At 76.7% G+C, this 19,333-nt stretch carries 18 protein-coding genes; 9 read left to right on the forward strand and 9 right to left on the reverse strand.

Translation table 11 applies throughout. The annotated features are described in order from the left end of the window. The first annotated feature begins 142 nt into the window (after positions 1-142). From KRAD_RS17795 to KRAD_RS17810, 4 genes are all read left to right on the forward strand, one after another. Complete coding sequence (locus KRAD_RS17795; protein WP_012087038.1) at positions 143-763, forward strand: hypothetical protein; 621 nt, start codon at positions 143-145, stop codon at positions 761-763. A gap of 115 nt (positions 764-878) precedes the next feature. Beyond that, positions 879-1,871, forward strand: coding sequence for an ROK family glucokinase (locus KRAD_RS17800; RefSeq protein ID WP_012087039.1), 993 nt, complete (start codon positions 879-881; stop codon positions 1,869-1,871). 33 nt (positions 1,872-1,904) lie between these two features. After that, a complete protein-coding gene (locus KRAD_RS17805; RefSeq protein WP_012087040.1) occupies positions 1,905-2,987 on the forward strand; it encodes an ROK family glucokinase in 1,083 nt (360 codons plus the stop codon). Beyond that, the gene (locus tag KRAD_RS17810) at positions 2,987-3,742 is read left to right on the forward strand and encodes an endonuclease/exonuclease/phosphatase family protein (RefSeq protein WP_012087041.1); all 756 of its coding nucleotides are present in this window, start codon (positions 2,987-2,989) and stop codon (positions 3,740-3,742) included. Before KRAD_RS17805 ends, KRAD_RS17810 begins: the two co-directional genes overlap by 1 nt. A gap of 13 nt (positions 3,743-3,755) precedes the next feature. Here the strand turns inward: KRAD_RS17810 and KRAD_RS17815 are convergent, their stop codons facing one another. Further along, positions 3,756-4,364 (reverse strand): hypothetical protein, encoded by a 609-nt coding sequence (locus KRAD_RS17815; RefSeq protein WP_041292192.1) that lies wholly within the window; start codon positions 4,362-4,364, stop codon positions 3,756-3,758. Between the two features lie 108 nt (positions 4,365-4,472). Between KRAD_RS17815 and KRAD_RS17820 the strand changes: the two genes are divergently transcribed. From KRAD_RS17820 to KRAD_RS17830, 3 genes are all read left to right on the forward strand, one after another. After that, positions 4,473-5,288 (forward strand): lysophospholipid acyltransferase family protein, encoded by an 816-nt coding sequence (locus tag KRAD_RS17820; protein WP_012087043.1) that lies wholly within the window; start codon positions 4,473-4,475, stop codon positions 5,286-5,288. Between the two features lie 72 nt (positions 5,289-5,360). Then, positions 5,361-6,392 (forward strand): 6-phosphofructokinase, encoded by a 1,032-nt coding sequence (locus KRAD_RS17825; RefSeq protein WP_012087044.1) that lies wholly within the window; start codon positions 5,361-5,363, stop codon positions 6,390-6,392. Between the two features lie 55 nt (positions 6,393-6,447). Next, positions 6,448-7,848 carry a class II 3-deoxy-7-phosphoheptulonate synthase gene (locus KRAD_RS17830; RefSeq protein WP_012087045.1) on the forward strand — a complete coding sequence of 467 codons (1,401 nt, stop codon included), beginning with the start codon at positions 6,448-6,450 and terminating at the stop codon, positions 7,846-7,848. Between the two features lie 70 nt (positions 7,849-7,918). Here the strand turns inward: KRAD_RS17830 and pknB are convergent, their stop codons facing one another. Then, on the reverse strand, positions 7,919-9,790 hold the full coding sequence (pknB, locus tag KRAD_RS17835; protein WP_012087046.1) for a Stk1 family PASTA domain-containing Ser/Thr kinase: 1,872 nt from the start codon (positions 9,788-9,790) through the stop codon (positions 7,919-7,921). Between the two features lie 32 nt (positions 9,791-9,822). Next, positions 9,823-10,995 (reverse strand): LysM peptidoglycan-binding domain-containing protein, encoded by a 1,173-nt coding sequence (locus KRAD_RS17840; RefSeq protein ID WP_012087047.1) that lies wholly within the window; start codon positions 10,993-10,995, stop codon positions 9,823-9,825. A 129-nt stretch (positions 10,996-11,124) separates the two neighbouring features. Between KRAD_RS17840 and KRAD_RS17845 the strand changes: the two genes are divergently transcribed. Next, on the forward strand, positions 11,125-11,541 hold the full coding sequence (locus KRAD_RS17845; protein ID WP_012087048.1) for an Rv2175c family DNA-binding protein: 417 nt from the start codon (positions 11,125-11,127) through the stop codon (positions 11,539-11,541). A 34-nt stretch (positions 11,542-11,575) separates the two neighbouring features. Here the strand turns inward: KRAD_RS17845 and KRAD_RS17850 are convergent, their stop codons facing one another. From KRAD_RS17850 to KRAD_RS17860, 3 genes are read right to left on the reverse strand one after another with little or no spacing between them, the layout of a single operon-like run. Continuing rightward, positions 11,576-12,574 carry a phytoene/squalene synthase family protein gene (locus tag KRAD_RS17850; RefSeq protein ID WP_012087049.1) on the reverse strand — a complete coding sequence of 333 codons (999 nt, stop codon included), beginning with the start codon at positions 12,572-12,574 and terminating at the stop codon, positions 11,576-11,578. Beyond that, positions 12,559-14,118 carry a phytoene desaturase family protein gene (crtI, locus tag KRAD_RS17855; protein WP_012087050.1) on the reverse strand — a complete coding sequence of 520 codons (1,560 nt, stop codon included), beginning with the start codon at positions 14,116-14,118 and terminating at the stop codon, positions 12,559-12,561. The genes KRAD_RS17850 and crtI overlap by 16 nt, the downstream gene beginning before the upstream one ends. Continuing rightward, positions 14,115-15,212: a polyprenyl synthetase family protein gene (locus tag KRAD_RS17860; RefSeq protein WP_012087051.1), complete on the reverse strand. Its 1,098-nt coding sequence runs from the start codon at positions 15,210-15,212 to the stop codon at positions 14,115-14,117. Before KRAD_RS17860 ends, crtI begins: the two co-directional genes overlap by 4 nt. Before the next feature lie 100 nt (positions 15,213-15,312). Between KRAD_RS17860 and KRAD_RS17865 the strand changes: the two genes are divergently transcribed. Beyond that, positions 15,313-15,957 (forward strand): CDP-alcohol phosphatidyltransferase family protein, encoded by a 645-nt coding sequence (locus KRAD_RS17865; RefSeq protein WP_041293464.1) that lies wholly within the window; start codon positions 15,313-15,315, stop codon positions 15,955-15,957. A gap of 26 nt (positions 15,958-15,983) precedes the next feature. Here KRAD_RS17865 and KRAD_RS17870 read toward each other — a convergent pair whose 3' ends face one another. The 3 genes from KRAD_RS17870 to KRAD_RS17880 are packed head-to-tail and all read right to left on the reverse strand — an operon-like array spanning position 15,984 to position 19,329. Continuing rightward, positions 15,984-17,450, reverse strand: a complete 1,467-nt coding sequence (locus KRAD_RS17870; RefSeq protein WP_041293465.1) for a phytoene desaturase family protein — start codon at positions 17,448-17,450, stop codon at positions 15,984-15,986. Beyond that, positions 17,447-18,550 (reverse strand): glycosyltransferase family 2 protein, encoded by a 1,104-nt coding sequence (locus KRAD_RS17875; RefSeq protein WP_012087055.1) that lies wholly within the window; start codon positions 18,548-18,550, stop codon positions 17,447-17,449. The genes KRAD_RS17870 and KRAD_RS17875 overlap by 4 nt, the downstream gene beginning before the upstream one ends. Further along, entirely contained in the window at positions 18,547-19,329 is a 783-nt protein-coding gene (locus tag KRAD_RS17880) for a carotenoid biosynthesis protein (RefSeq protein ID WP_012087057.1), read from the reverse strand. Before KRAD_RS17880 ends, KRAD_RS17875 begins: the two co-directional genes overlap by 4 nt. Positions 19,330-19,333: the final 4 nt, after the last annotated feature.

Consider the following 19,333-nt stretch of genomic DNA (forward strand, 5'->3'; position numbering starts at 1 on the left):
CGGGCGTCCGGGCACCGCCGTCATCGTCGGCGGGTGCGACGACCCTACCCGCGCGCCGGGGGGCCGCCTCCGCGGTCTCGCCGGAGTGTCGCGAGGACACCCGGACGGAGCAGCGGGGGCCGGCTCAAGGAGACCCGCGCGGGTGCCGATGCCCGCGGGTGTGAACGACGAGCAGGCGATCGCGCCGGTGCCGGTCGAGAGCGCCCCGGCACCGGGGGAGCCGCTCCTGGCCCCGCGGCCCAGCGTCCGCACCGCCACCCGCACGAGCGCCGCCTTCGGCGCGGTCGAGGTGGGGCCGCCGGTGAGCCGCCTCGTCGCGCGCCCGGAGCCCGGCGCCCCGGCGGGGGTCCCGCCCGTCCCGGGGACCCCGCCCGCCGCGCGTCCGGCGCGCTGCCCCTCCTGCGCGGCGCGGGTGCGCCCGGAGCAGGACTGGTGCTCGCTGTGCCACGCCTCGCTGCTGCCCGCCGAACCCGCCCCCGCCGTCCCCGTCCCCGCCCCCCGGGAGGCGTCGGCGGCCCCGGTCGCGCGCGTCACCGAGGACGACGACGGCCAGCTCGCCCTGGACTTCGCCGCCCCCCGCCCGCCCGCCGTCGACGAGGCGGAGGTCGCCCGGATGCTCGGCGCCCTCGCCCGCTCCGACCGGCCCGCACCGCGCGGGCTGGGGAGCCGGCAGGCCAAGGTCGCCGTCGCCGTCGGCGGTGGCCTGGGGCTCACGGCCCTGCTGCTGGGCGCGATGACCGCGATCGGGGCGGTCCTGGGCTGACCCGCCCGCGGACCGGGACGGGATCGCGACGGGCACCGGGTAACCTCGCCGGGGCTGCACGTCCGCGCAGCCGCCCCGGTCGCGGGGCCCACGTCGCAGGGAGAACCGCACCGGCATGGTCGAGCAGCGTCCCGAGGCCCCGCAGCGCACCACCGGAAACGCCGTCGGCGTGGACATCGGGGGCACCAAGATCGCCGCCGGGGTCGTCGACCACCGCGGCGAGATCATCGCCCAGACGCGCCGGGAGACCCCGGCGCTGCACCCCGCGGCCATCGCCGACGCCGTCGCCGACGCCGTCGCGGAGCTGGAGACCACCCACGCCTTCGCCACCGTCGGGGTCGCCGCGGCCGGTTTCGTCGACGCCGCGCGCCGCAGCGTCGTCTTCGCCCCCAACCTGGCCTGGCGCGACGAGCCCCTCGCCGACCACCTCGAGTCCCGCGTGGGCCGCCCCGTCGTCGTCGAGAACGACGCCAACGCCGCCGCCTGGGCCGAGTACCGCTTCGGCGGCGGCCTGGACGAGCACGGCAACGCCGTCGACGACCTCGTGATGCTGACCCTGGGCACCGGGCTGGGCGGCGGGATCGTCTCCGGCGGCCTGCTGCAGCGCGGGGCCAACGGGGCCGCGGCCGAGCTCGGCCACGTGCGCGCCGTCCCGGGTGGGCGCACCTGCGGGTGCGGGAACTCCGGCTGCTGGGAGCAGTACGTGTCCGGCAACGCGCTGGTGCGCGACGCCCGGGACCTGCTGCGTTCCGGCGACCCCGTCGGCGCGGTGCTGCTGCGCGAGGTCGGCGGGGACCCCGAGGCCGTCACCGGCCCGGTCGTCACCCGGCTCGCGCAGGCCGGGGACCCCGGCTGCGCCCGGTTGCTGGCCGACGTCGGCCGCTGGCTGGGGGAGGCCGTGGCGAGCTTCGTGGCGGTGCTCGACCCCGAGGTCGTCGTCATCGGCGGCGGCGTCTCCAGCGCGGGGGACCTGCTGCTGGCGCCCGCGCGGGTCAGCCTGGCCGAGAACCTCTCCGGCCGCAGCCACCGCAAGCCCCCGCCGCTGCGCACCGCCCGCCGGGGCAACGACGCGGGGATCATCGGCGCCGCCGACCTCGCGCGGGTCTGAGCGAACCCCACCCCTGCGATCGGGAGCAGAGACATGGCCGCACCCCGCACCCCGCGCCCACCCCGCCGGCGACGGGCGCCGGACCCCCGCCGGGTCGCGCTGCAGCAGCGCCTGCGCCAGCAGACCCGGCGCGTCTTCATCGGGGACGGCCCCGCGGTCGGGGTCGACATCGGCGGGACGAAGGTCGCGGCCGGGGTCGTCGACGGCGAGGGCAACGTCGTCGCGCAGCTGCGCCGCGACACCCCGACGACGAGCCCGCAGGGCGTCGAGGACACCATCGCCGAGGTCGTCGAGGAGCTCGCCGCCCAGCACGACATCGTCTCCGTGGGGATCGGGGCCGCCGGCTTCGTCGACGCCGAGCGCGCCACGGTCCTCTTCGCCCCGCACCTGGCCTGGCGCCACGAGCCGCTGCGGGAGGCCGTCGAGCGCCGCATCCGCGCCCGCCTGGGGCGCCGCATCGGCCGGCGCACGATCGTCGAGAACGACGCCAACGCCGCGGCCTGGGCGGAGTACCGCTTCGGAGCCGGGCGCGAGGAGTCGCGGCTGGTGTGCGTGACGATGGGCACCGGCATCGGCGGCGGGATCGTCACCCAGGGCCGGGTCGTGCGCGGCCGCTACGGCATCGCCGGCGAGTTCGGGCACATGATCGTCGTGCCCGGCGGCCACCGCTGCGAGTGCGGCAACCGCGGGTGCTGGGAGCAGTACGCCTCGGGCAACGCGCTGGTGCGCGAGGCCCGGGAACTGGCCCGCTCGAACTCGCCCGTCGCCCACGCCCTGCTGGAGCTGGCCGGGGGCGACCCGGAGGCCATCACCGGCCCGCTGGTGACCCGGGCCGCGAGCGCGGGGGACCCGGCGGCCGTGGAGCTCTTCGAGGACGTCGGCCGCTGGCTGGGCATCGGGGTCGCGAACCTGGCCGCCGCGCTGGACCCGGGGACGATCGTCATCGGCGGCGGGGTCTCCGACGCCGACGAGCTGCTGCTCGGGCCCTGCCGCGAGGCGTTCCGCCGCACCCTCACCGGGCGCGGCTTCCGGCCCGAGCTGACGATCGCGCGGGCCCAGCTGGGACCGGCCGCGGGGCTGGTGGGGGCGGCGGACCTGTCCCGCGGCTGGGGCTGATGGCTCCGCCGGGCGCGCGCGCGGTGACGCGGTTGCGCGTCGCGACCGTCAACGTCCGGGAGCTCCTCGACGACACCGCCGCGCTGGGCGCCCTGCTGCGCACGGCCGCGGCCGACGTCGTGTGCGTGCAGGAGGCGCCCACCCACTCCCTCGCGGTGCACCGCCTCGGGGTCCTCGCCGCCGACGCCGGCCTGTGGGTCGCGGCCGCGGGCCGGGACGGGGCGGGGACGGCGGTGCTGACCGCGGCGCGGGTCGACGTGCGAGCCGCGTCGGTGCGGGCCCTGCCCACCCCCCGCCGCCGGGGGTGGAAGCCGGTGCGGCGGCGCGGGACGGCCGAGGTCGTCGTCCGGGTGCCGCTGGCGGGGGGCTGGTCGCGCGAGGTGCTGGTGCGCAGCGTGCACCTGGGGCTGGACCCGGCCGAGCGGTCCGGGCAGGTGGCCCGGGTGCTGCCCGGGACGCCGCTGCCCGGGCCCTGCGGGCCGTGGTTCGACGCCCCGGCGGTCCTGGCGGGGGACCTCAACGAGGAACCCGGCGGTCCCGTCCACGGGCGGCTGTCGACGGTCCTGGTGGACGCCGCCGACGCGGCCGGCTCACCCTTCCCGACCTTCCCCGCCCGGGCTCCGCGGCGGCGCCTGGACCTGGTGCTCGTCGACCACCGCCTCAGCGTGACCGCGGTGAGCACCCCCGCGGGGGAGGCGGCCGCCGCGAGCGATCACCTCGCCGTCGTCGCGGACCTGCTCGTCCCCGCGCGCTGAGGGGGACGGCGGTTCAGACCACGGCCCCGTCGTCGTCGTCGTCGCGCGACCCGGGCAGCCGGACGACGAGGGTGGCGAAGCCGGCCACGAAGACGGCGGCGGCGATCGCGGTGATCAGCCGCGGGGCGTCCTTCCAGCCCAGGGCCACCACGAGCAGGAAGAGGGGGGCCCCGACCACGGCGGCCCAGGCGGCCCAGCCGAGGACGTCGCGCGGCAGCGGCTGGGGCTCGGCGGGGACGAAGCCCTCCTCCTCGTCCAGGGCCCGCAGCTCGGGGGGCTCCTCGTCGCGCGGGGTCGCGGGCCGGCCCGCGGCGGGGACGTCCTCGCGGGGGGGCGGGGGCAGCGGGGCGGCCGGGCGGACCAGCCGCGGTTCGGGGCGGGCGGGTCCGGTGCCCGGGGCGGCCGCGGTGCCCTCGGCGTCGGGGCCCGCGTCGGTCCGGTCGTCGGGCCGGGTGCCGGCCCCGTCCGGTTCCCCGGGGTGCCCGGTGTCCTCGCGGGTGCTGCCGCCGCGGGTCCCGTCCCCGGCCGCGGGCGGGACGTCCTCCCCCCAGTGCGCGACGATCTCGGCGAAGGCCGCGTCGACGTCGAGGGGACCGGAGCCGTCGTCCGGGGTTCGGGACACGCTCCATCGTGGCACGCCCGACCCGGGGTGGTCGAGGTTTCGGCGTGGCGCGGGCGCGCCCACCCGCTACTGTCCTGTGATCACCGCCGCGGACGAGAGGGGGAGGGCGTGCCCGGCTTCCCCGTCCTCTACTGGCCGATCAAGCTGCTGGTGGCCGAACCGCTGGTGACCGCCGTGTTCCGGCCGTGGGTCCGCGGCCTGGAGCACGTCCCGTCCAGCGGCCCCGCCATCCTGGCCAGCAACCACCTCTCCGCCGCCGACACGGTGCTGCTGCCGACGGTGGTGCAGCGGCGGGTCACGTTCATCGCCAAGGCCGACCTCTTCACCGGCCGCGGGCTGCGCGGCAAGCTCACCAAGGGCCTCATGCACGGCATCGGGCAGCTGCCCGTGGACCGCTCCGGCGGGCGGGCGTCCACCGCGGCCATCGACAGCGCCGTGCGGGTCCTGGGCGAGGGGGAGCTGCTGGGCATCTACCCCGAGGGCACCCGGTCCCCGGACGGGCGGCTGTACCGCGGCCGCACCGGGGTGGCCCGCATCGCGCTCGCCTCCGGCGCCCCCGTGGTGCCCGTGGCCATGATCGGCACCGAGGACCTGCTGCCGACGGGGCGGAAGCTGCCCCGGGTCCGCCGGGTGGGGGCCGTCTTCGGCCCGCCGCTGGACTTCTCCCGCTACGCCGGGCGCGGCGACGACCAGCTCGTGGCCCGCTCGATCACCGACGAGGTCATGTACGCCATCCAGAAGCTGTCGCGGCAGGAGTACGTCGACGCCTACGCCGAGCGCAGCCGGCTGCGCACCGAGCTCTCCCGCAGCACCGGCGTCCCCGAACCCCCGACGACCTCCAGCGGGGGGCCCGGGGGACGTGCCGCGCCCCCCGGGGAGGCGCCGGGGCCCGACGCGCCCCGGGACGGTGACGCGCACCGCTGATCGCGCGGTGGCAGAGTTCTCCCGGGACGTGATCGGGGCACCGGCGACGACGCCGGGGACTGGAGACGCACGATGCGGGTCGGGATCCTCACCGGGGGCGGCGACTGCCCCGGGCTCAACGCGGTCATCCGGGCGGCGGTGCTGGCCGGCACCCAGCGCCACGGCATGGAGTTCGTCGGCTTCCTCGACGGCTGGCGCGGCGTGCTCGAGGGGGACACCGTCCCCCTCGACGAGGCCGCCGTGCGGCCGCTGCTCACCACCGGGGGCACGATCCTGGGGTCCTCGCGCACGAACCCCCTCGCCGACGGGGTCGAGGAGGGCGTCGCCCGGGTGCGCGAGCGGTTGGGCGCCCTCGGCGTGGACGCCCTGCTGGTCATCGGCGGGGAGGACACCCTCGGCGTCGCGACCGCCCTGCACGCCGCCGGGGTCCCGGTGGTGGGGGCGCCGAAGACCATCGACGACGACCTGTCCGCGACCGACGCCACCTTCGGCTTCGACACGGCCGTCCAGACCGCCGTCGACGCCTGCGACCGCCTCGCCACCACCGGCGCCAGCCACCACCGGGTGATGATCGTGGAGGTGATGGGCCGCCACGCGGGCTGGATCGCGCTGCACACCGGGATGGCGGCCGGGGCGCACGTGACGCTGCTGCCGGAGGAGGCGGTGGACCTCGACGCCGTGGCGGGGACCGTGCGGGCGGTGCTCGCCCGCGGTGGGGCCCCGCTGGTCGTGGTCAGCGAGGGCGCCGACGTGCACGGCGGGCCGGCGGGGGAGGACGCCCCGCGCGACGCCTTCGGCCACGTCCGGCTGCGCGGGGCGGGGGAGGCGCTGGAGCAGGAGCTGCTCGCCCGCGTCCCCGGCGTGTCGACCCGGGTGACGGTGCTGGGGCACCTGCTGCGCGGGGGGACCCCCTCGGCGGCCGACCGGATCCTGGCCACCCGCTTCGGGTTGTCCGCGGTCGAGGCGCTGGCGAGCGGTGACCTGGGGACGATGGCCTCCCTGCACGGCGTCGAGGTGTCCCAGGTGCCGCTGTCCGAGGCCACCGGGGTGTTGCGCACCGTGCCCGGGGCGCGACGGGCCGAGACCGCGGGCATCCGTTGGTGACGCTGGGTGAGAACGGTGGCGGGCTCACCCCGCCCGGGGTGCGACACTGGCCCGCGTGAGCACTCCCACGACGACGAGTCCCCTCTCGTCGGGCCAGTCGAGCATCACGTGGCCCGACCTCCCCGCCGCCCAGCAGCCGCAGTGGCCGGACGCCGCGGCGCTGGCCGAGGTGCAGGCGGAGCTCGCGTCGTATCCTCCGCTGGTGTTCGCCGGGGAGGCGGACCAGCTGCGCGCGCAGCTGGCGAAGGCCGCCCGCGGCGAGGCGTTCCTGCTGCAGGGCGGGGACTGCGCCGAGACCTTCGCCGGCGCGACGGCCGACGGCATCCGCCGCCGGCTGAAGACGATGCTGCAGATGTCCGCGGTCCTCACCTACGGCGCGAGCCTGCCCGTCATCAAGGTCGGCCGGATGGCGGGGCAGTTCTCCAAGCCCCGCTCCAGCAACGACGAGACCCGCGACGGCGTCACGCTGCCCGCCTACCGCGGCGACGCCGTCAACGACTACGCGTTCACGCCCGAGTCCCGCGTCCCGGACCCGCAGCGGCTGCTGCGCGCGTACCACACGTCCTCGGCGACGCTGAACCTCATCCGGGCGTTCACCACCGGCGGGTACGCCGACCTGCGCAAGGTCCACGAGTGGAACCGCGGGTTCGCGGCCACCGCGGCCAACGCGAAGTACGACTCCCTGGCCCGCGACATCGACAAGGCCATGCGGTTCATGGCCGCCTGCGGCGCCGACTTCGACGCGCTGCAGACGGTGCAGTTCTGGTCCAGCCACGAGGCGCTGCTGCTGGACTACGAACGTCCGCTGACCCGCACCCTCGACGAGGAACCCCCGCTGGCCGGCGCCGCGCCGGACGACGTGCGCCAGGGCGGCCCGTACGACGTGGCCGCGCACATGGTGTGGATCGGGGAGCGCACCCGGCAGCTCGACGGCGCCCACGTCGACTTCGCCGCCCGGATCCGCAACCCGATCGGGATCAAGCTGGGGCCGAAGACCTCCGTCGACGACGCCCTCGCGCTCATCGACAAGGTCGACCCCTACCGCGAGCCGGGCCGGTTGACCTTCATCACCCGCATGGGCGCCTCGACGATCCGCGAGGCCCTGCCCGCTCTCGTCGAGGGCGTCACGCGCTCCGGCGCCCAGGTCACCTGGGTCTGCGACCCCATGCACGGCAACACGATCACCTCGACCAGCGGGTACAAGACCCGCCGGTTCGACGACGTCGTGGACGAGGTCCGCGGCTTCTTCGAGGTGCACCGCGCGCTGGGCACCGTCCCCGGCGGCCTGCACGTCGAGCTCACCGGGGACGACGTCACCGAGTGCCTCGGCGGGGCCTACGACATCGACGACGCGGCGCTGGCGACCCGCTACGAGTCGCTGTGCGACCCGCGGCTGAACCACCAGCAGTCCCTGGAGCTGGCGTTCCTCGCCGCGGAGATGCTCGCCGAGCGCTGACCCGCCCCGGAGCGGTGGTCCGGCGGGGGGGAATCCCCGCGGGGCCACCGCTCCGTCGTCCCCGGCCCGCTCAGACGACGGTCAGGGTGACGGTGGAGCCCTTGGGGACGGACTGCCCGGCCGGGGGGTCGCTGTCGCGCACGGTCCCGAAGACCCCGCCCAGGACGTTGTTCACCTGCACCCGGAAGCCGAGGCCCTCCAGTTGGGCGCGGACCGCGTCGACCTGCTTGCCCTGCACCGCCGGCACCTGCACCAGCGGGGGGCCGGAGGAGACGACGAGGGCGACGGGGTCACCGCGGAACAGCGTGCCGTCGACGGGGTCCTGGGAGATGACCTGCCCGGCGGCGACGGTCTCGCTGACCTGGCGGGTGACCGCGCCGACGGTGAGACCCGCGTCGGTGATCGCCTCCTGCGCCGCGTCCTGGGTGCGCCCGACGAGCCCGGGCACCCCGATGGGTTCCCGGCCCTTGGAGACCACGAGCGCGACGGGGGAGTCGTGGGGGACGACCGTGGCCGCCGCGGGGTCGGTCCGCACGACCGCGCCCTCGGCGACGTCCTCGCTGAACTCCTCGGTGACCGCGCCCACCGCGAGGTCGGTGCCGGTGAGGAGGTCCTGGGCCTCCTCGCGGGTCCGGCCCACGACGTCGGGCACGGGGAACTGCTGGACCCCCTGGCTGACGACGAGGGTCACCGTCCCGTCCTTGCGGACGCGCTCGCCGTCGCCGGGGTCGCTGGTGACGACGAGCCCCTGCGGGACGGTGTCGCTGAAGCCCTGCTCCTCCTGCACCCCGAGGCCGGCGGCCCGCAGGACGGCGGTGGCCTCCTGCGGGGACTTCCCCGCGACGGCCGGGGTGGTGGTGTACGCGCCGGGGCCGGCGGTGAGGTACCAGGCCACGCCCGCGGCGACCGCCAGGACGAGCAGGACCAGACCCGCGAGCAGCCCGCGCCGGGACCGGCGCCCGGGGTGGACCGGGCGGGGCGGGGGAGCCGCGGCGGCCAGGGCCCCGAGGCGGGTGGTGCTGCCCGGCGCCGCCGTCCCCGCCGGGCGCGGGGGGCGGGTCCCGAGCTGCTCGGGGGTCAGCGACGCCCGCACCGCGCGCAGCTGCTCGAGCATCTCCCCGGCGTCGGCGGGACGTTCGTCGGGGTCCTTGGCCAGGGCGTCGAGGACGAGGGCGTCCAGCGCCGGCGGCAGGCCGGGCACCCGCGTCGAGGGCGGGGGGACCGGCTCGTGGACGTGCTTGTAGGCGATCGCGAAGGGGCTCTCCCCGGTGAACGGGGGCGTCCCGGTGAGCACCTCGTGGAGGACCACCCCCACGCCGTACACGTCGCTGCGGGTGTCGGTCTCACCCGTCTCCAGCTGCTCGGGGGCCAGGTACTCCGCGGTGCCCATGAGGTCGCCCATGCCGACGGTGGTGCTCTGACCGCCCGGGCTGACGACGCGGGCCAGGCCGAAGTCGGCGACCTTGACCCGGCCGTCGTCGGCGACGAGCACGTTGGCCGTCTTCACGTCGCGGTGCAGGACGCCCTTGCGGTGGGCCTCGGCGAGGGCTTCCAGGACGTCGCCGACGACGCTCAGCGCCTCGCCGGGGGTGAGGGCGCCGGAGTCGAGGACGACGTCGCGCAGGGTGCGGCCGTCGACGAGCTCCATCACCAGGTACGCCGTCTCCAGGCCGCCCTCGTGGTCGACGCCCTGGTCGAGGACGGCGACGACCCCGGGGTGGGCGAGGCGGGCCGCGGACTTGGCCTCCCGCACGAACCGGGCCCGGGCGGCGGGGTCGTGGGCGAGGTCGGCGCGCAGCACCTTCAGGGCCACGGCGCGCTCGAGCCGTTCGTCCTCGGCGCGGTAGACGACCCCCATCCCCCCGCGGCCGATCCGCCCCAGGACGCGGTAGCGACCGTCGAGGCGTCGCCCCACGAGGGGGTCGGAGAGGGTGGCGTCCACGATCAGCGAGTCTAGGTCGCCCCGGGCCCGCGTCAGCTGAAGCGCGCCTGCAGCGTCTGCACGTTCGCCACGTAGCGTCGCGTGTCGTCGTACATCCCGCGCGAGCGCACCGACGCCTGGCCCTGGTAGTACGAGGCGATCGCGACGTCCGGGGGGTTGTTCGCCACCAGCGTGCGCAGGATCGCGACCCCGGCCCGGGCGTTGTCGCGGGCGTCGAAGAGGTCGATGGGCTGTCCCAGCAGGTCCGAGGCCCACTCCCCGGAGCTGGGGATGACCTGCATCGCCCCGATGGCGTTGGCGTGGGAGACGACCTTCATGTTGAAGCCGGACTCCTGGTAGCCGATGGCCAGGGCCAGGGACGGGTCCACCCCGAGCTTCACGGCGGTGGAGCGGATGATCTCGCGCATCTCCTCCCGCCCGGGCTGGGAGGAGGCCTGGATCCGGGCGCGGTTGACCTCCACGGCCTCGCTGACCGTGGCGGCCCGCGTGGGCGCGGGCGTCGCGGGCCGGGCCGGGGTGCTCGCGGCCGGTGGCCGGCCGAGGCGCAGCTGCTGGCCCTCGACGATGAAGCCGGTGTCGTCGAGGCCGTTGAGCGCGACGAGGTCCTCGACCCCGACCCCGGTCGAGAGCGCGATGTGCGACAGCGTGTCCCCGGCGCGGACGGTGTACGTGGCGTCCCCGGCCGCGCCGCCGGTCTTCGCCTGGGAGCCGCCGCCCGTCCCGCCGGGCAGGGTGAGCTCCTGGCCCTCGCGGATGAACCCGTCGGCGCTCAGGCCGTTGGCCTCGCGCAGCGCCGCGACCGTCGTGCCCCGGGTCAGCGCGATGCCGCTGAGGGTCTCCCCGGCCCGGACGGTGTGGGTGCCGCCGGCCGGGGCTCCCGCGGGGCCGCCGTCGGCCGCGGGCCGCGGCACCCGCAGCTGCTGCCCCTCCACGATCTGCGCGTTCCCGTCGAGGCCGTTGGCCTCGACGATCGCCTCGACGGTCGTGCCGGCGCGGCGGGCGATGCCGCCGACGGTGTCGCCGGCCCGGACGGTGACGGTGTCCTCGGGGCTCGCGGCGTGCGCGGCGGCCGGCGCGGCCTGGGCGGCGGGCACGAGGGCGGTGGGGGCGGCGGCGCCGACGAGGGCGGCGGCCAGCCAGCGGCCCCGCCGGGAGCGCTCGCCGGTCTTCTCGGGTGCGTCCGTCGGGTCGTGGTCGTCGGCCATGGCGGATCCCTCGCAGGTCGTGACGGGCGGTTCTGGTGGGGCGGGGGTGAACCTATCGGACGACGCCGCCGCCACCACCCCACGATGGTCGACGGACCCCCACCGACGTGGGAGGTGCATGGGCGCGTCGTGAGGCGGCAGACTGGTGGGGTGGTCGCACCGTTGAGAGCAGAGATCGCCCGTGAGCAGGGCACCGACGAGCTGGACGCCCTGGTCCCCGAGTGGCTCACCGTCCCCGGCGTGGCCGAGGTGACCGGCGTCGACCAGCGCGTCGTGCGCCGCTGGCTGCAGGAGCGCGAGATCGTCGCCGTCCGCCGCGGGGAGCGTTCGGTGGCGCAGGTCCCCGCCGGGTTCGTCACCCCCGAGGGTCCGCTGAACCACCTCAAGGGCACCCTGTCGGTGCTCGTGGACTCCGGGTACACCGACACCGAGGCCATCGGGTGGCTCTACACCCCCGACGACTCCCTGCCCGGGACGCCCATCGAGGCGCTGCGGGCCAACCGCAAGACCGAGGTCCGGCGCCGGGCGCAGGCCCTCGGCTTCTGACGGGAGGGGCCGGGCCACCGGCCCGGCCCCGCGGTCAGGCGCTCCGCCAGTGCGCCTCGTCCGCCCGGGCGAGGCGCGCCCGGACCAGCCCGGGCACGGCCACGGCGAGGCGGCGGGACGTGCCCACCCGCACCCGCCGGTCCAGCACGTCGAAACCGGCCCGCTCGACCTCGTCGAGGATCCCGCCGTAGAGGCGGTAGGCGGTGCGCAGGCAGTCGCGGCTGGTGGGGTGGACCATGTCCAGCCCCGGCACCGCCCGCGCGTACAGCTCGCGGGTGCGGGCGGCCTCGAAGGCCAGCAGCTCCCGCACGGCGGGCGGGGTCCGTCGCGCCGCGCGCGCCGCGAAGAGGTCCTCGCGGCTGAGGCCGAAGCGTTCGAGGTCCTCGGCCGGGAAGTAGACCCGGCCGCGGTCGAGGTCCTCCCCGACGTCGCGCACGAAGTTCGTCAGCTGGAAGGCCTCGCCCAGCGCCCGCGCCGGGGCCACCGCCTCCGGGGTCAGCGGTTCCAGGATCGGCAGCATCTCCAGCCCGATGACGGCGGCGGACCCGTAGACGTAGCGGTTCAGGTCCTCGTAGGTCGCGTAGCCGGTCTCGGTGATGTCCATCCGCATCGAGTCCAGGAACGCCTCGACGTGCTCGCGCGGGATGTCCCACCGGCGCATCGTGGCCGCCATCGCCCGGCCCACCGGGTCCTGCGGGCCGGCGCCCGCCTCGTCGTCCAGGGACTTGAGGAAGTCGTCGGACCACGCCACGAGCGCGTCGGGGTCGGGGTCGGTGAGGGAGTCGACGAACTCGTCGGCGTAGCGGGCGAACCCGTACAGCGCCCACACGTAGGGCCGCTTCGCGGCGGGCAGCAGCAGCGTCGCCAGGTAGTAGGTCTTGCCGTGGTCGGCGTGCAGCCGCCGGCACGTCTCGAACGCGGCCCGCAGCTGCGGGTCGAGCAGCGCCGGGTCGCTCGCGGCGGCCGCGTCGAGGGCCGCCGCGCTGCTGCGCGGCGGTCGCGGGGTGTCCGCCGGGCTCACGCGCTGCGCCACGCGCGCGAGCGGTAGTCGCGCATCCGCCCCGTGACCCGCTCGGCCGCCAGCCGCCCCGAGACCAGCACCATCGGCACCCCGACGCCCGGCTGCGTGCCGGAACCGGTGAACACGACGTTCTCGCCCCAGAGGTTCCCCGGCCGGAACGGCCCGGTCTGCCGGAACAGGTGCGAGGACGCGAACGGGGCGCCGTCGGCCATGCCGCGCCGCTCCCAGTCGGCCGGGGTGGTGACGTCCTCGGCCTCGATCGACTCCCCGAACCCCTCGTAGCCGCGCTTGGCCATGACCTCCAGGACGTGCTCGCGGTATCGCGGGGCGTGGGTGTCCCAGTCGATGCGGCTGGACCCCGCCGACAGCGAGGGGGTGGGGAAGAGGACGTAGTAGACGTGCTTGCCCGCCGGGGCGAGCGACGGGTCGGACACCGTGGGCCGCGAGACGAGGACGGAGGGGTCGCTCATCAGGCGCCCGTCGAGCAGCTCGGCGAACACCTCCTCCCACGCGTGCCCGAAGTGGATCGAGTGGTGGACGGGGTCCGGGTAGTCCTTCGAGGACCCCGCCAGCAGCAGGTAGCAGGAGGGGGAGAAGGTGAGCTTGCGCCGCACCGGTGCGCCGAGGAGCTGCTCGCGCGCCACCGGCAGGTCCGGGTTCAGCACGACGACGTCGGCGGGGAACCGGCGCCCGTCGGCGGTGATGACCGCCGTGGCCCGCCCCCCGCTGCGCTCGACGGAGGTCACCGTCGTCCCGTAGTGGAACTGCACGCCGTGCTTCTCCGAGGCCGCGGCCATCGCCGTCGGCAGCGCGTGCATCCCGCCCTTGGGGAAGAACACCCCCGCGACGGAGTCCATGTAGGCGATCACGGCGTACAGGGCCAGCGCGTCGTAGGGCGACAACCCGGCGTAGAGGGCCTGGAAGGAGAACATCCGCTGCGTGCGGGGGTCCTTGAGGAACTTCCCGACCTCGGGCGCCATCTTCTTGAAGCCCCCGGCGGCCAGCAGCCGCACCAGGTTCGGCTTGAGCAGGTCCAGCGGGGTGTCGATGTTGGAGTCGATGAAGTCGCGGATCTCGTAGCGGTAGAGGTTCGCGACGTGGTCGACGAAGCGCCGGTAGCCGTCGGCCTCGGCCGCGCCGGAGAGCTCGTGGATCGCCTGGGCGGTGCGCTCCACGTCGGCGGAGACGTACAGGCTGGACCCGTCGGCGAAGTTCCCGCGGTACAGCGGGTCGACCGGCTCCAGGTCCAGCCAGTCGTCCATGTCCTCGCCGAGGGCGTCGAAGCAGTCGGCGATGAGGTCGGGCATCGTCAGCACCGTGGGGCCGGTGTCGAAGCGGTACTGCCCGTCGGCGGTGTCCTTCACCACCAGACCGGCGCGGCCACCCGGGACGTCCTCGCGCTCCAGGACGGTGACGTTGCGCCCCGCCCCGGCCAGCCGCATGGCCGCGGACAACCCCGCCAGCCCCGCGCCGACCACGACGACGTTCTCCGTGGGGCCGGCCACGTGCCGGGTGCGGCCGGGCAGCCAGTCCAGGCCCCGGCTCAGCGCGCTCACGAGCGCCTGCTCGTCGCCGCGACGACCAGCTCGTGCAGGGCCGCTCGCGCGGGTTCCGTCACGTCGGCCGCGTCCAGCGTGGCGCACGCCACGTCCACCTGCTCAGAGATGATCTTCTCCACTCCACTCAACGCGCCCGTGTCCACCAGGACCTGGCGCAACGTCTCGACACCCTCGGCGTCCAGCTCCGGGGAACCCAGCAGCCGCCGTACCTCGGCGGCCTGGGTGGGGTCCGCCGCCTGCACGGCGAGCCCGATCAGCACGGTGCGCTTGCCCTCGCGCAGGTCGTCACCGGCGGGTTTGCCCGTCTCGGCCGGGTCGCCGAACACCCCGAGCACGTCGTCGCGCAGCTGGAACGCCTCGCCCAGCGCGAGCCCGAACCGCGAGTAGTCGGCCAGCAGGTCCGTGGACGCCCCGGCCAGCGACCCCCCGAGCAGCAGCGGGTGCTCGATGGAGTACTTCGCGCTCTTGAAGGTCACCACCCGCCGCGCCCGGTCCACCGCGCCGTCGGTGCCGCGCTGGTCGGAGGAGGCCTGCTCCAGCATGTCCAGGTACTGCCCGCCCATGAGCTGGGTGCGCATGACGTTGAAGATCCGGCGGCCGCGGTCCAGGGCGTCGGGGGCCAGCCGGGCGCGGGAGAACAGCTCGTCGCTCCAGCCCAGGCACAGGTCCCCCGCGAGGACGGCGCCGGCGAGGCCGAACCGCTCGCGGCTGCCGTCCCAGCCCGACCGCGCGTGCAGGGCCTCGAAGCGCCGGTGCGCCGCCGGCTGACCGCGGCGGGTGTCGGAGTCGTCCATGACGTCGTCGTGGATGAGCGCCGCGGCCTGGAACAGCTCCAGCGACGCGGCGGCGGTGACGATCCCCTCGTCGGGCAGCTCCCCGCCGGTCCCGTGGAAGCCCCAGTAGCAGAACGCCGGCCGCAGCCTCTTGCCGCCGGAGAGCAGCGCGGAGATCGCGTCCAGGACCGGCGCGCAGTCCTCGCTGACCTCCCGCAGGACCGAGGCCTGGTCGCGCAGGAACTCGTCGAGGACGTCGGAGACGGCACGTCGCAGGTCGCTGGTCGCCACGGGCTGGACGGGGGAGGCGGGCTGCACAGGGGCACTCTAGGCACCCGCCCGGGGCGTGGCGAGCGGGGTGTCCCCGCTGGTCACGGGCGGATCACCCGCCACCGAGCCCTACCGTGGTCCCGTGGTGATGGATCGGGAGGCGTACCTGCGGCGCTGGCGGGCGCTGCACGGCGGCACGCACGCCAACGCCCTGGTGCGGGCCTGGCTCGGCGGCGCCCACGCCCTCGCCCGGCCCCTCGCCCGCGCCGCGGTGCCGCCCACCGCGATCACCCTGGCCGGCGGGGCGCTCGCCGTCCTCGCCGCCGCGGTCGTCGTCGCGGGCGGACGCGGCGGGGCCGCCGCGGTCGCCGCCGGCGCGCTGCTCGCCCTCGCGGGGATCTTCGACAACCTCGACGGCGCCGTCGCGGTGATGACCGGGCGGACCAGCCGCCGGGGGGCGCTGCTGGACGCCGCCTGCGACCGGGTCGGCGACGCCGCCTGCGCCGTCGTCCTGTGGGCGTGCGGGGCCCCGGCCTGGCTGGTCCTCCTCGCCGGCGGGACCGCGCAGCTGCAGGAGTACCTGCGCGCCCGGGCCCAGGGGCTCGGGGTCGACGACGTGCGGATCGTCTCCGTCGCCGAGCGGCCGGTGCGGCTGGCGATCGCGGCGTCGTGCGCCGCGGCCACCGCGGTCGTCGTCCACCTGGACTGGGCGACCCTGGGGGCCGGGGTCTGGGCGGTCCTGGGGACCATCGGCCTCGTGCAGGTGGCCACCGCGGTGGGCCGCCGGCTCTGACCCGCGCGGGCCGGGCCGGCGGGTCCTCAGGCGGGACCGATCAGGTCGGTGACGATGCGCGCGGACAACCCGACCAGCGGCAGCCCGCCCCCGGGGTGGGCGCTGCCGCCGACGAGGAACAACCCCGGCACGGGGGAGCGGTTGGCCGGGCGCAGGAACGCCGAGCGGGCCCCGTCGCTGGAACTGCCGTAGATCGCCCCCCCGTCGCTGCCGGTCCGCTCCTCCAGGTCCGCCGGGGTGCGGACTTCGCTCCAGCGCAGCCGGTCCCGCACGTCCAGGCCCCGCGCGGCCATCGTGTCCAGCACCGTCCGGGCGTGCCGCTCGACCAGGTCGGGCGAGCGCCAGTCGGTGCCCCGCCGCGGGTCGTGGACGGGGGCGTTGACCAGCACGAACCAGGCCTCGGAGTCCTCGTCGGGCCGCAGCGCGGGGTCGTCGGGCGCGCTGACGTAGACCGTCGGGTCGGCCACCGGCCGGCCCGCGGCGAGGTCGGCGAACTCCGCGTCGTAGTCGTCGGGGAACAGCACGGTGTGGTGCCGCAGCCCCGGCGTCCGCCCGTCCAGGGCCAGCAGCAGCACGAAGCCCGACGTGGAGCGGCGCGAGGGGCGCGGGCGCAACCGGGGCCGCGGCAGCAGGTCCCCGTAGAGGCGGGCGGCGTCGACGGCGGAGACGACGACGTCGGCGCGGACCTCGGTGCCGTCGGCGAGCCGGACGCCCTCGGCGCGGCCGTGCTCGGCCAGGACGGCGGTGACCGGGGTGCCGGTGCGGATCCGCACCCCGTGCTCGCCGGCGCGGTCGGCCACGGCCTCGGCGAGCCGGTGCAGGCCCCCGCGGACGTACCAGGCGCCGAAGGCCTGCTCGACGAAGGGCACCGTCGCCAGGGCGGCGGGGGCCTTCGCCGGGTGCGAGCCGGAGTACGTCGCGTAGCGGTCCAGCAGCGTCCGCAACCGGGGGTCGTCGAGGTAGCGCCGGCCGAGGCCGCGCAGGCTGGACCACGGGGCGACGGTGGCGACGTCGGAGGCGCTGCGGGCCAGGCGCAGCAGCGTCCGCGGGCCGTCCAGCGGCGACTCCAGGAACGGTTCGCGCGCCACGTCCCAGATCGCCGCCGCGCGCCGCTGGAACGCCGTCCACTGCGCGCCCGTGCCCGCTCCCAGCGCCTCGTCCAGGGCGCGGGCCACCCGCGGCAGCCCGCCCCCGGGCAGGTCGACCTCGGTGCCGTCGGCGAAGCGGTAGTGCGCGACCGGGTCCAGCGCCACCACGTCGAGGACCGACTCGATCGGGTCGCCGGTCTTGAGGAACAGGTCGCGCTGGACCGCGGGCAGCGTCAGCAGGGAGGGCCCGGTGTCGAAGGAGAAGCCGTCCCGGCTGAACCAGCCGAGCTTGCCCCCGATCTCCTCGGACTGCTCGAAGACCTCCACCCGGTGACCGAGGGCGGCCAGGCGCGCGGCGACGGACAACCCGCCCAGACCCGCGCCGACGACGACGACGGTGCTCAGAGCGTCCGTCCCTTCCACGTGAGCTCGCCGCGGCCGTGGCGGCGCCAGGAGTCGGCCAGGAGCCCGAGCAGGACCGCGATCGAGGCGGGGTGCGCGAAGGCGTCCGGGACGGAGCGCCCGCCCGTGCGCTCCGCCGCGGCGTAGCGGCCCACGACCCCCGCGAGGTAGCCGAGGGCCCCCACCGGCGAGCCGGTCAGCGCCGCCGCCGCCGGGACGAGGTAGGTCAGGGCGAGCCCCGCGCCGACCGCGACGGCGGCCGGCGCGGAGCCGAACGCCGACCACAGCGACTTCGCGTACCCCTCGCGCAGGTCCTCCCACCCGTCGTACATCCGGCACGTCGCGAGCGCGGTGCCGTCGGCGACCCCGCCGCGACCGCCGTGCGCCTTGACCGCGCGCAGCAGGGCCAGGTCGTCCAGCACCTCCCCGCACACCCCCGCGTGCCCGCCGCAGGCGCGGTAGGCCGCGGCGTCGACGAGGAGGAACTGCCCGTTCGCCGCGGCCAGCGACGCGCGCGGGGACACCTCGGCCCGGCGCAGCGGCAGGGTCGTCAGCCACGACCACTGCAGCAGCGGCTGGACGAGGCGCTCGCTCCAGGTGAGGGCGAGCTGGCGGGGGTAGGGGCAGACCAGGTCCAGGCCGGCCCCGCGCAGCAGGTCGACCCCCGCGGCCACGGCGTGCGGGGCGAGGACCACGTCGGCGTCGACGAAGACCAGGACGTCGCCCGTGGCGGCCCCGGCCAGCCGGTGGCAGGCGTGGGTCTTGCCCAGCCAGCCCGGTTCCGGGCCCGCGCTGCGCAGCAGCCGCACCCGGGGGTCGGTGCCGGCGGTCGCGGTCACGACGTCCGCGGTCCGGTCGGTGGAGGCGTCGTCGAGGACGAGCACCTCCAGGTCGGGGACGCCCACCTGGTCCAGCAGCGAGCCGAGGCACGCCGCGACGTGCTCCTCCTCGTCGCGGGCGGGCACCAGGACGCTCACCCGGCCCGGCACCGGGGGCGGGTCCAGCGGCGGCACCCGCAGGCCGCGGGCGTTGAGCAGGGAGTGGGCCGTCAGCGCCGCGGCGGCGGCCGACCCGAGCAGGGTGAGGGTGCGCCAGCCGCTCACCGGGCACCGCCCAGCACCGACCGCAGGTACGGCAGGACCGTCAGCCCCATCGCCACCCCGCCGTAGGCGGCGACGACGGGGCGGCGGAAGAAGACGGCGTTGCCCAGCGCGGAACCCAGCCAGGTCCAGCCGAGCAGGGTGGCGGCGACGGCGTGCGGGTGGTCCGGGTCGCGGTCGGCGGGCAGCACCCGGTGCAGGGCGGCGCAGATGACGCCGGCGGTGAGCAGCCACCCCGCGTAGTTGCTCAGCGGGATCCCCGGCACTCCCGGCAGGTGCGGGCGGGGGGTCTCGAACGCCCAGTGCCCCGCGGCGGTCATCTGCGGGTCCAGGAACAGGTCCCAGCTGGCCAGCGTCCACGCCGCGGCGGCCACGGCCACCGCGTCGCGCCGGCTGCGCGGCTGGTCCCGGGCCAGGTGCCGCCCGAGCTGCAGGGCCGGCTGGGCGAGCATCGTCCACGCCAGCGGGACCACGACCGGGACGTCAAGCACCTGCGGCCCCAGCGTCCCGGCGTAGCGGTAGCGGCCGAAGGGGCGCCCGGTGCGGGTGCCCACGGCCTCCGCCAGCAGCCCCAGGCCTCCCGCCACGGCCAGCGTCGTCAGCGCCCCGCGCGCCCCGCCCCGCCGGGCGGCGTCGCCGACCGACGCCGCGCAGAAGGCGGCGACGGAGCCGATCGTCGTGCGGCGCAGGGTCTCACCGCGCAGGAGGGGGTGGGCGACCTGGGACAGCACGGCCGCGCCGGTGAGCGCTCCGGTGAGCAGCGGCGCGAGTTTCGAGGGCACCCGA

The sequence above is a fragment of the Kineococcus radiotolerans SRS30216 = ATCC BAA-149 genome (genome assembly GCF_000017305.1).
GTDB classification, from domain to species: domain Bacteria; phylum Actinomycetota; class Actinomycetes; order Actinomycetales; family Kineococcaceae; genus Kineococcus; species Kineococcus radiotolerans.

Bases quoted from the DNA above. Each gene is read 5' to 3' on its own strand.
- KRAD_RS17865 (WP_041293464.1), top strand. From the start codon at position 15,313: ATGGATCGGGAGGCGTACCTGCGGCGCTGGCGGGCGCTGCACGGCGGC.
- KRAD_RS17840 (WP_012087047.1), bottom strand. From the start codon at position 10,995: ATGGCCGACGACCACGACCCGACGGACGCACCCGAGAAGACCGGCGAG.
- KRAD_RS17800 (WP_012087039.1), top strand. From the start codon at position 879: ATGGTCGAGCAGCGTCCCGAGGCCCCGCAGCGCACCACCGGAAACGCC.
- KRAD_RS17810 (WP_012087041.1), top strand. From the start codon at position 2,987: ATGGCTCCGCCGGGCGCGCGCGCGGTGACGCGGTTGCGCGTCGCGACC.
- KRAD_RS17805 (WP_012087040.1), top strand. From the start codon at position 1,905: ATGGCCGCACCCCGCACCCCGCGCCCACCCCGCCGGCGACGGGCGCCG.
- KRAD_RS17825 (WP_012087044.1), top strand. From the start codon at position 5,361: ATGCGGGTCGGGATCCTCACCGGGGGCGGCGACTGCCCCGGGCTCAAC.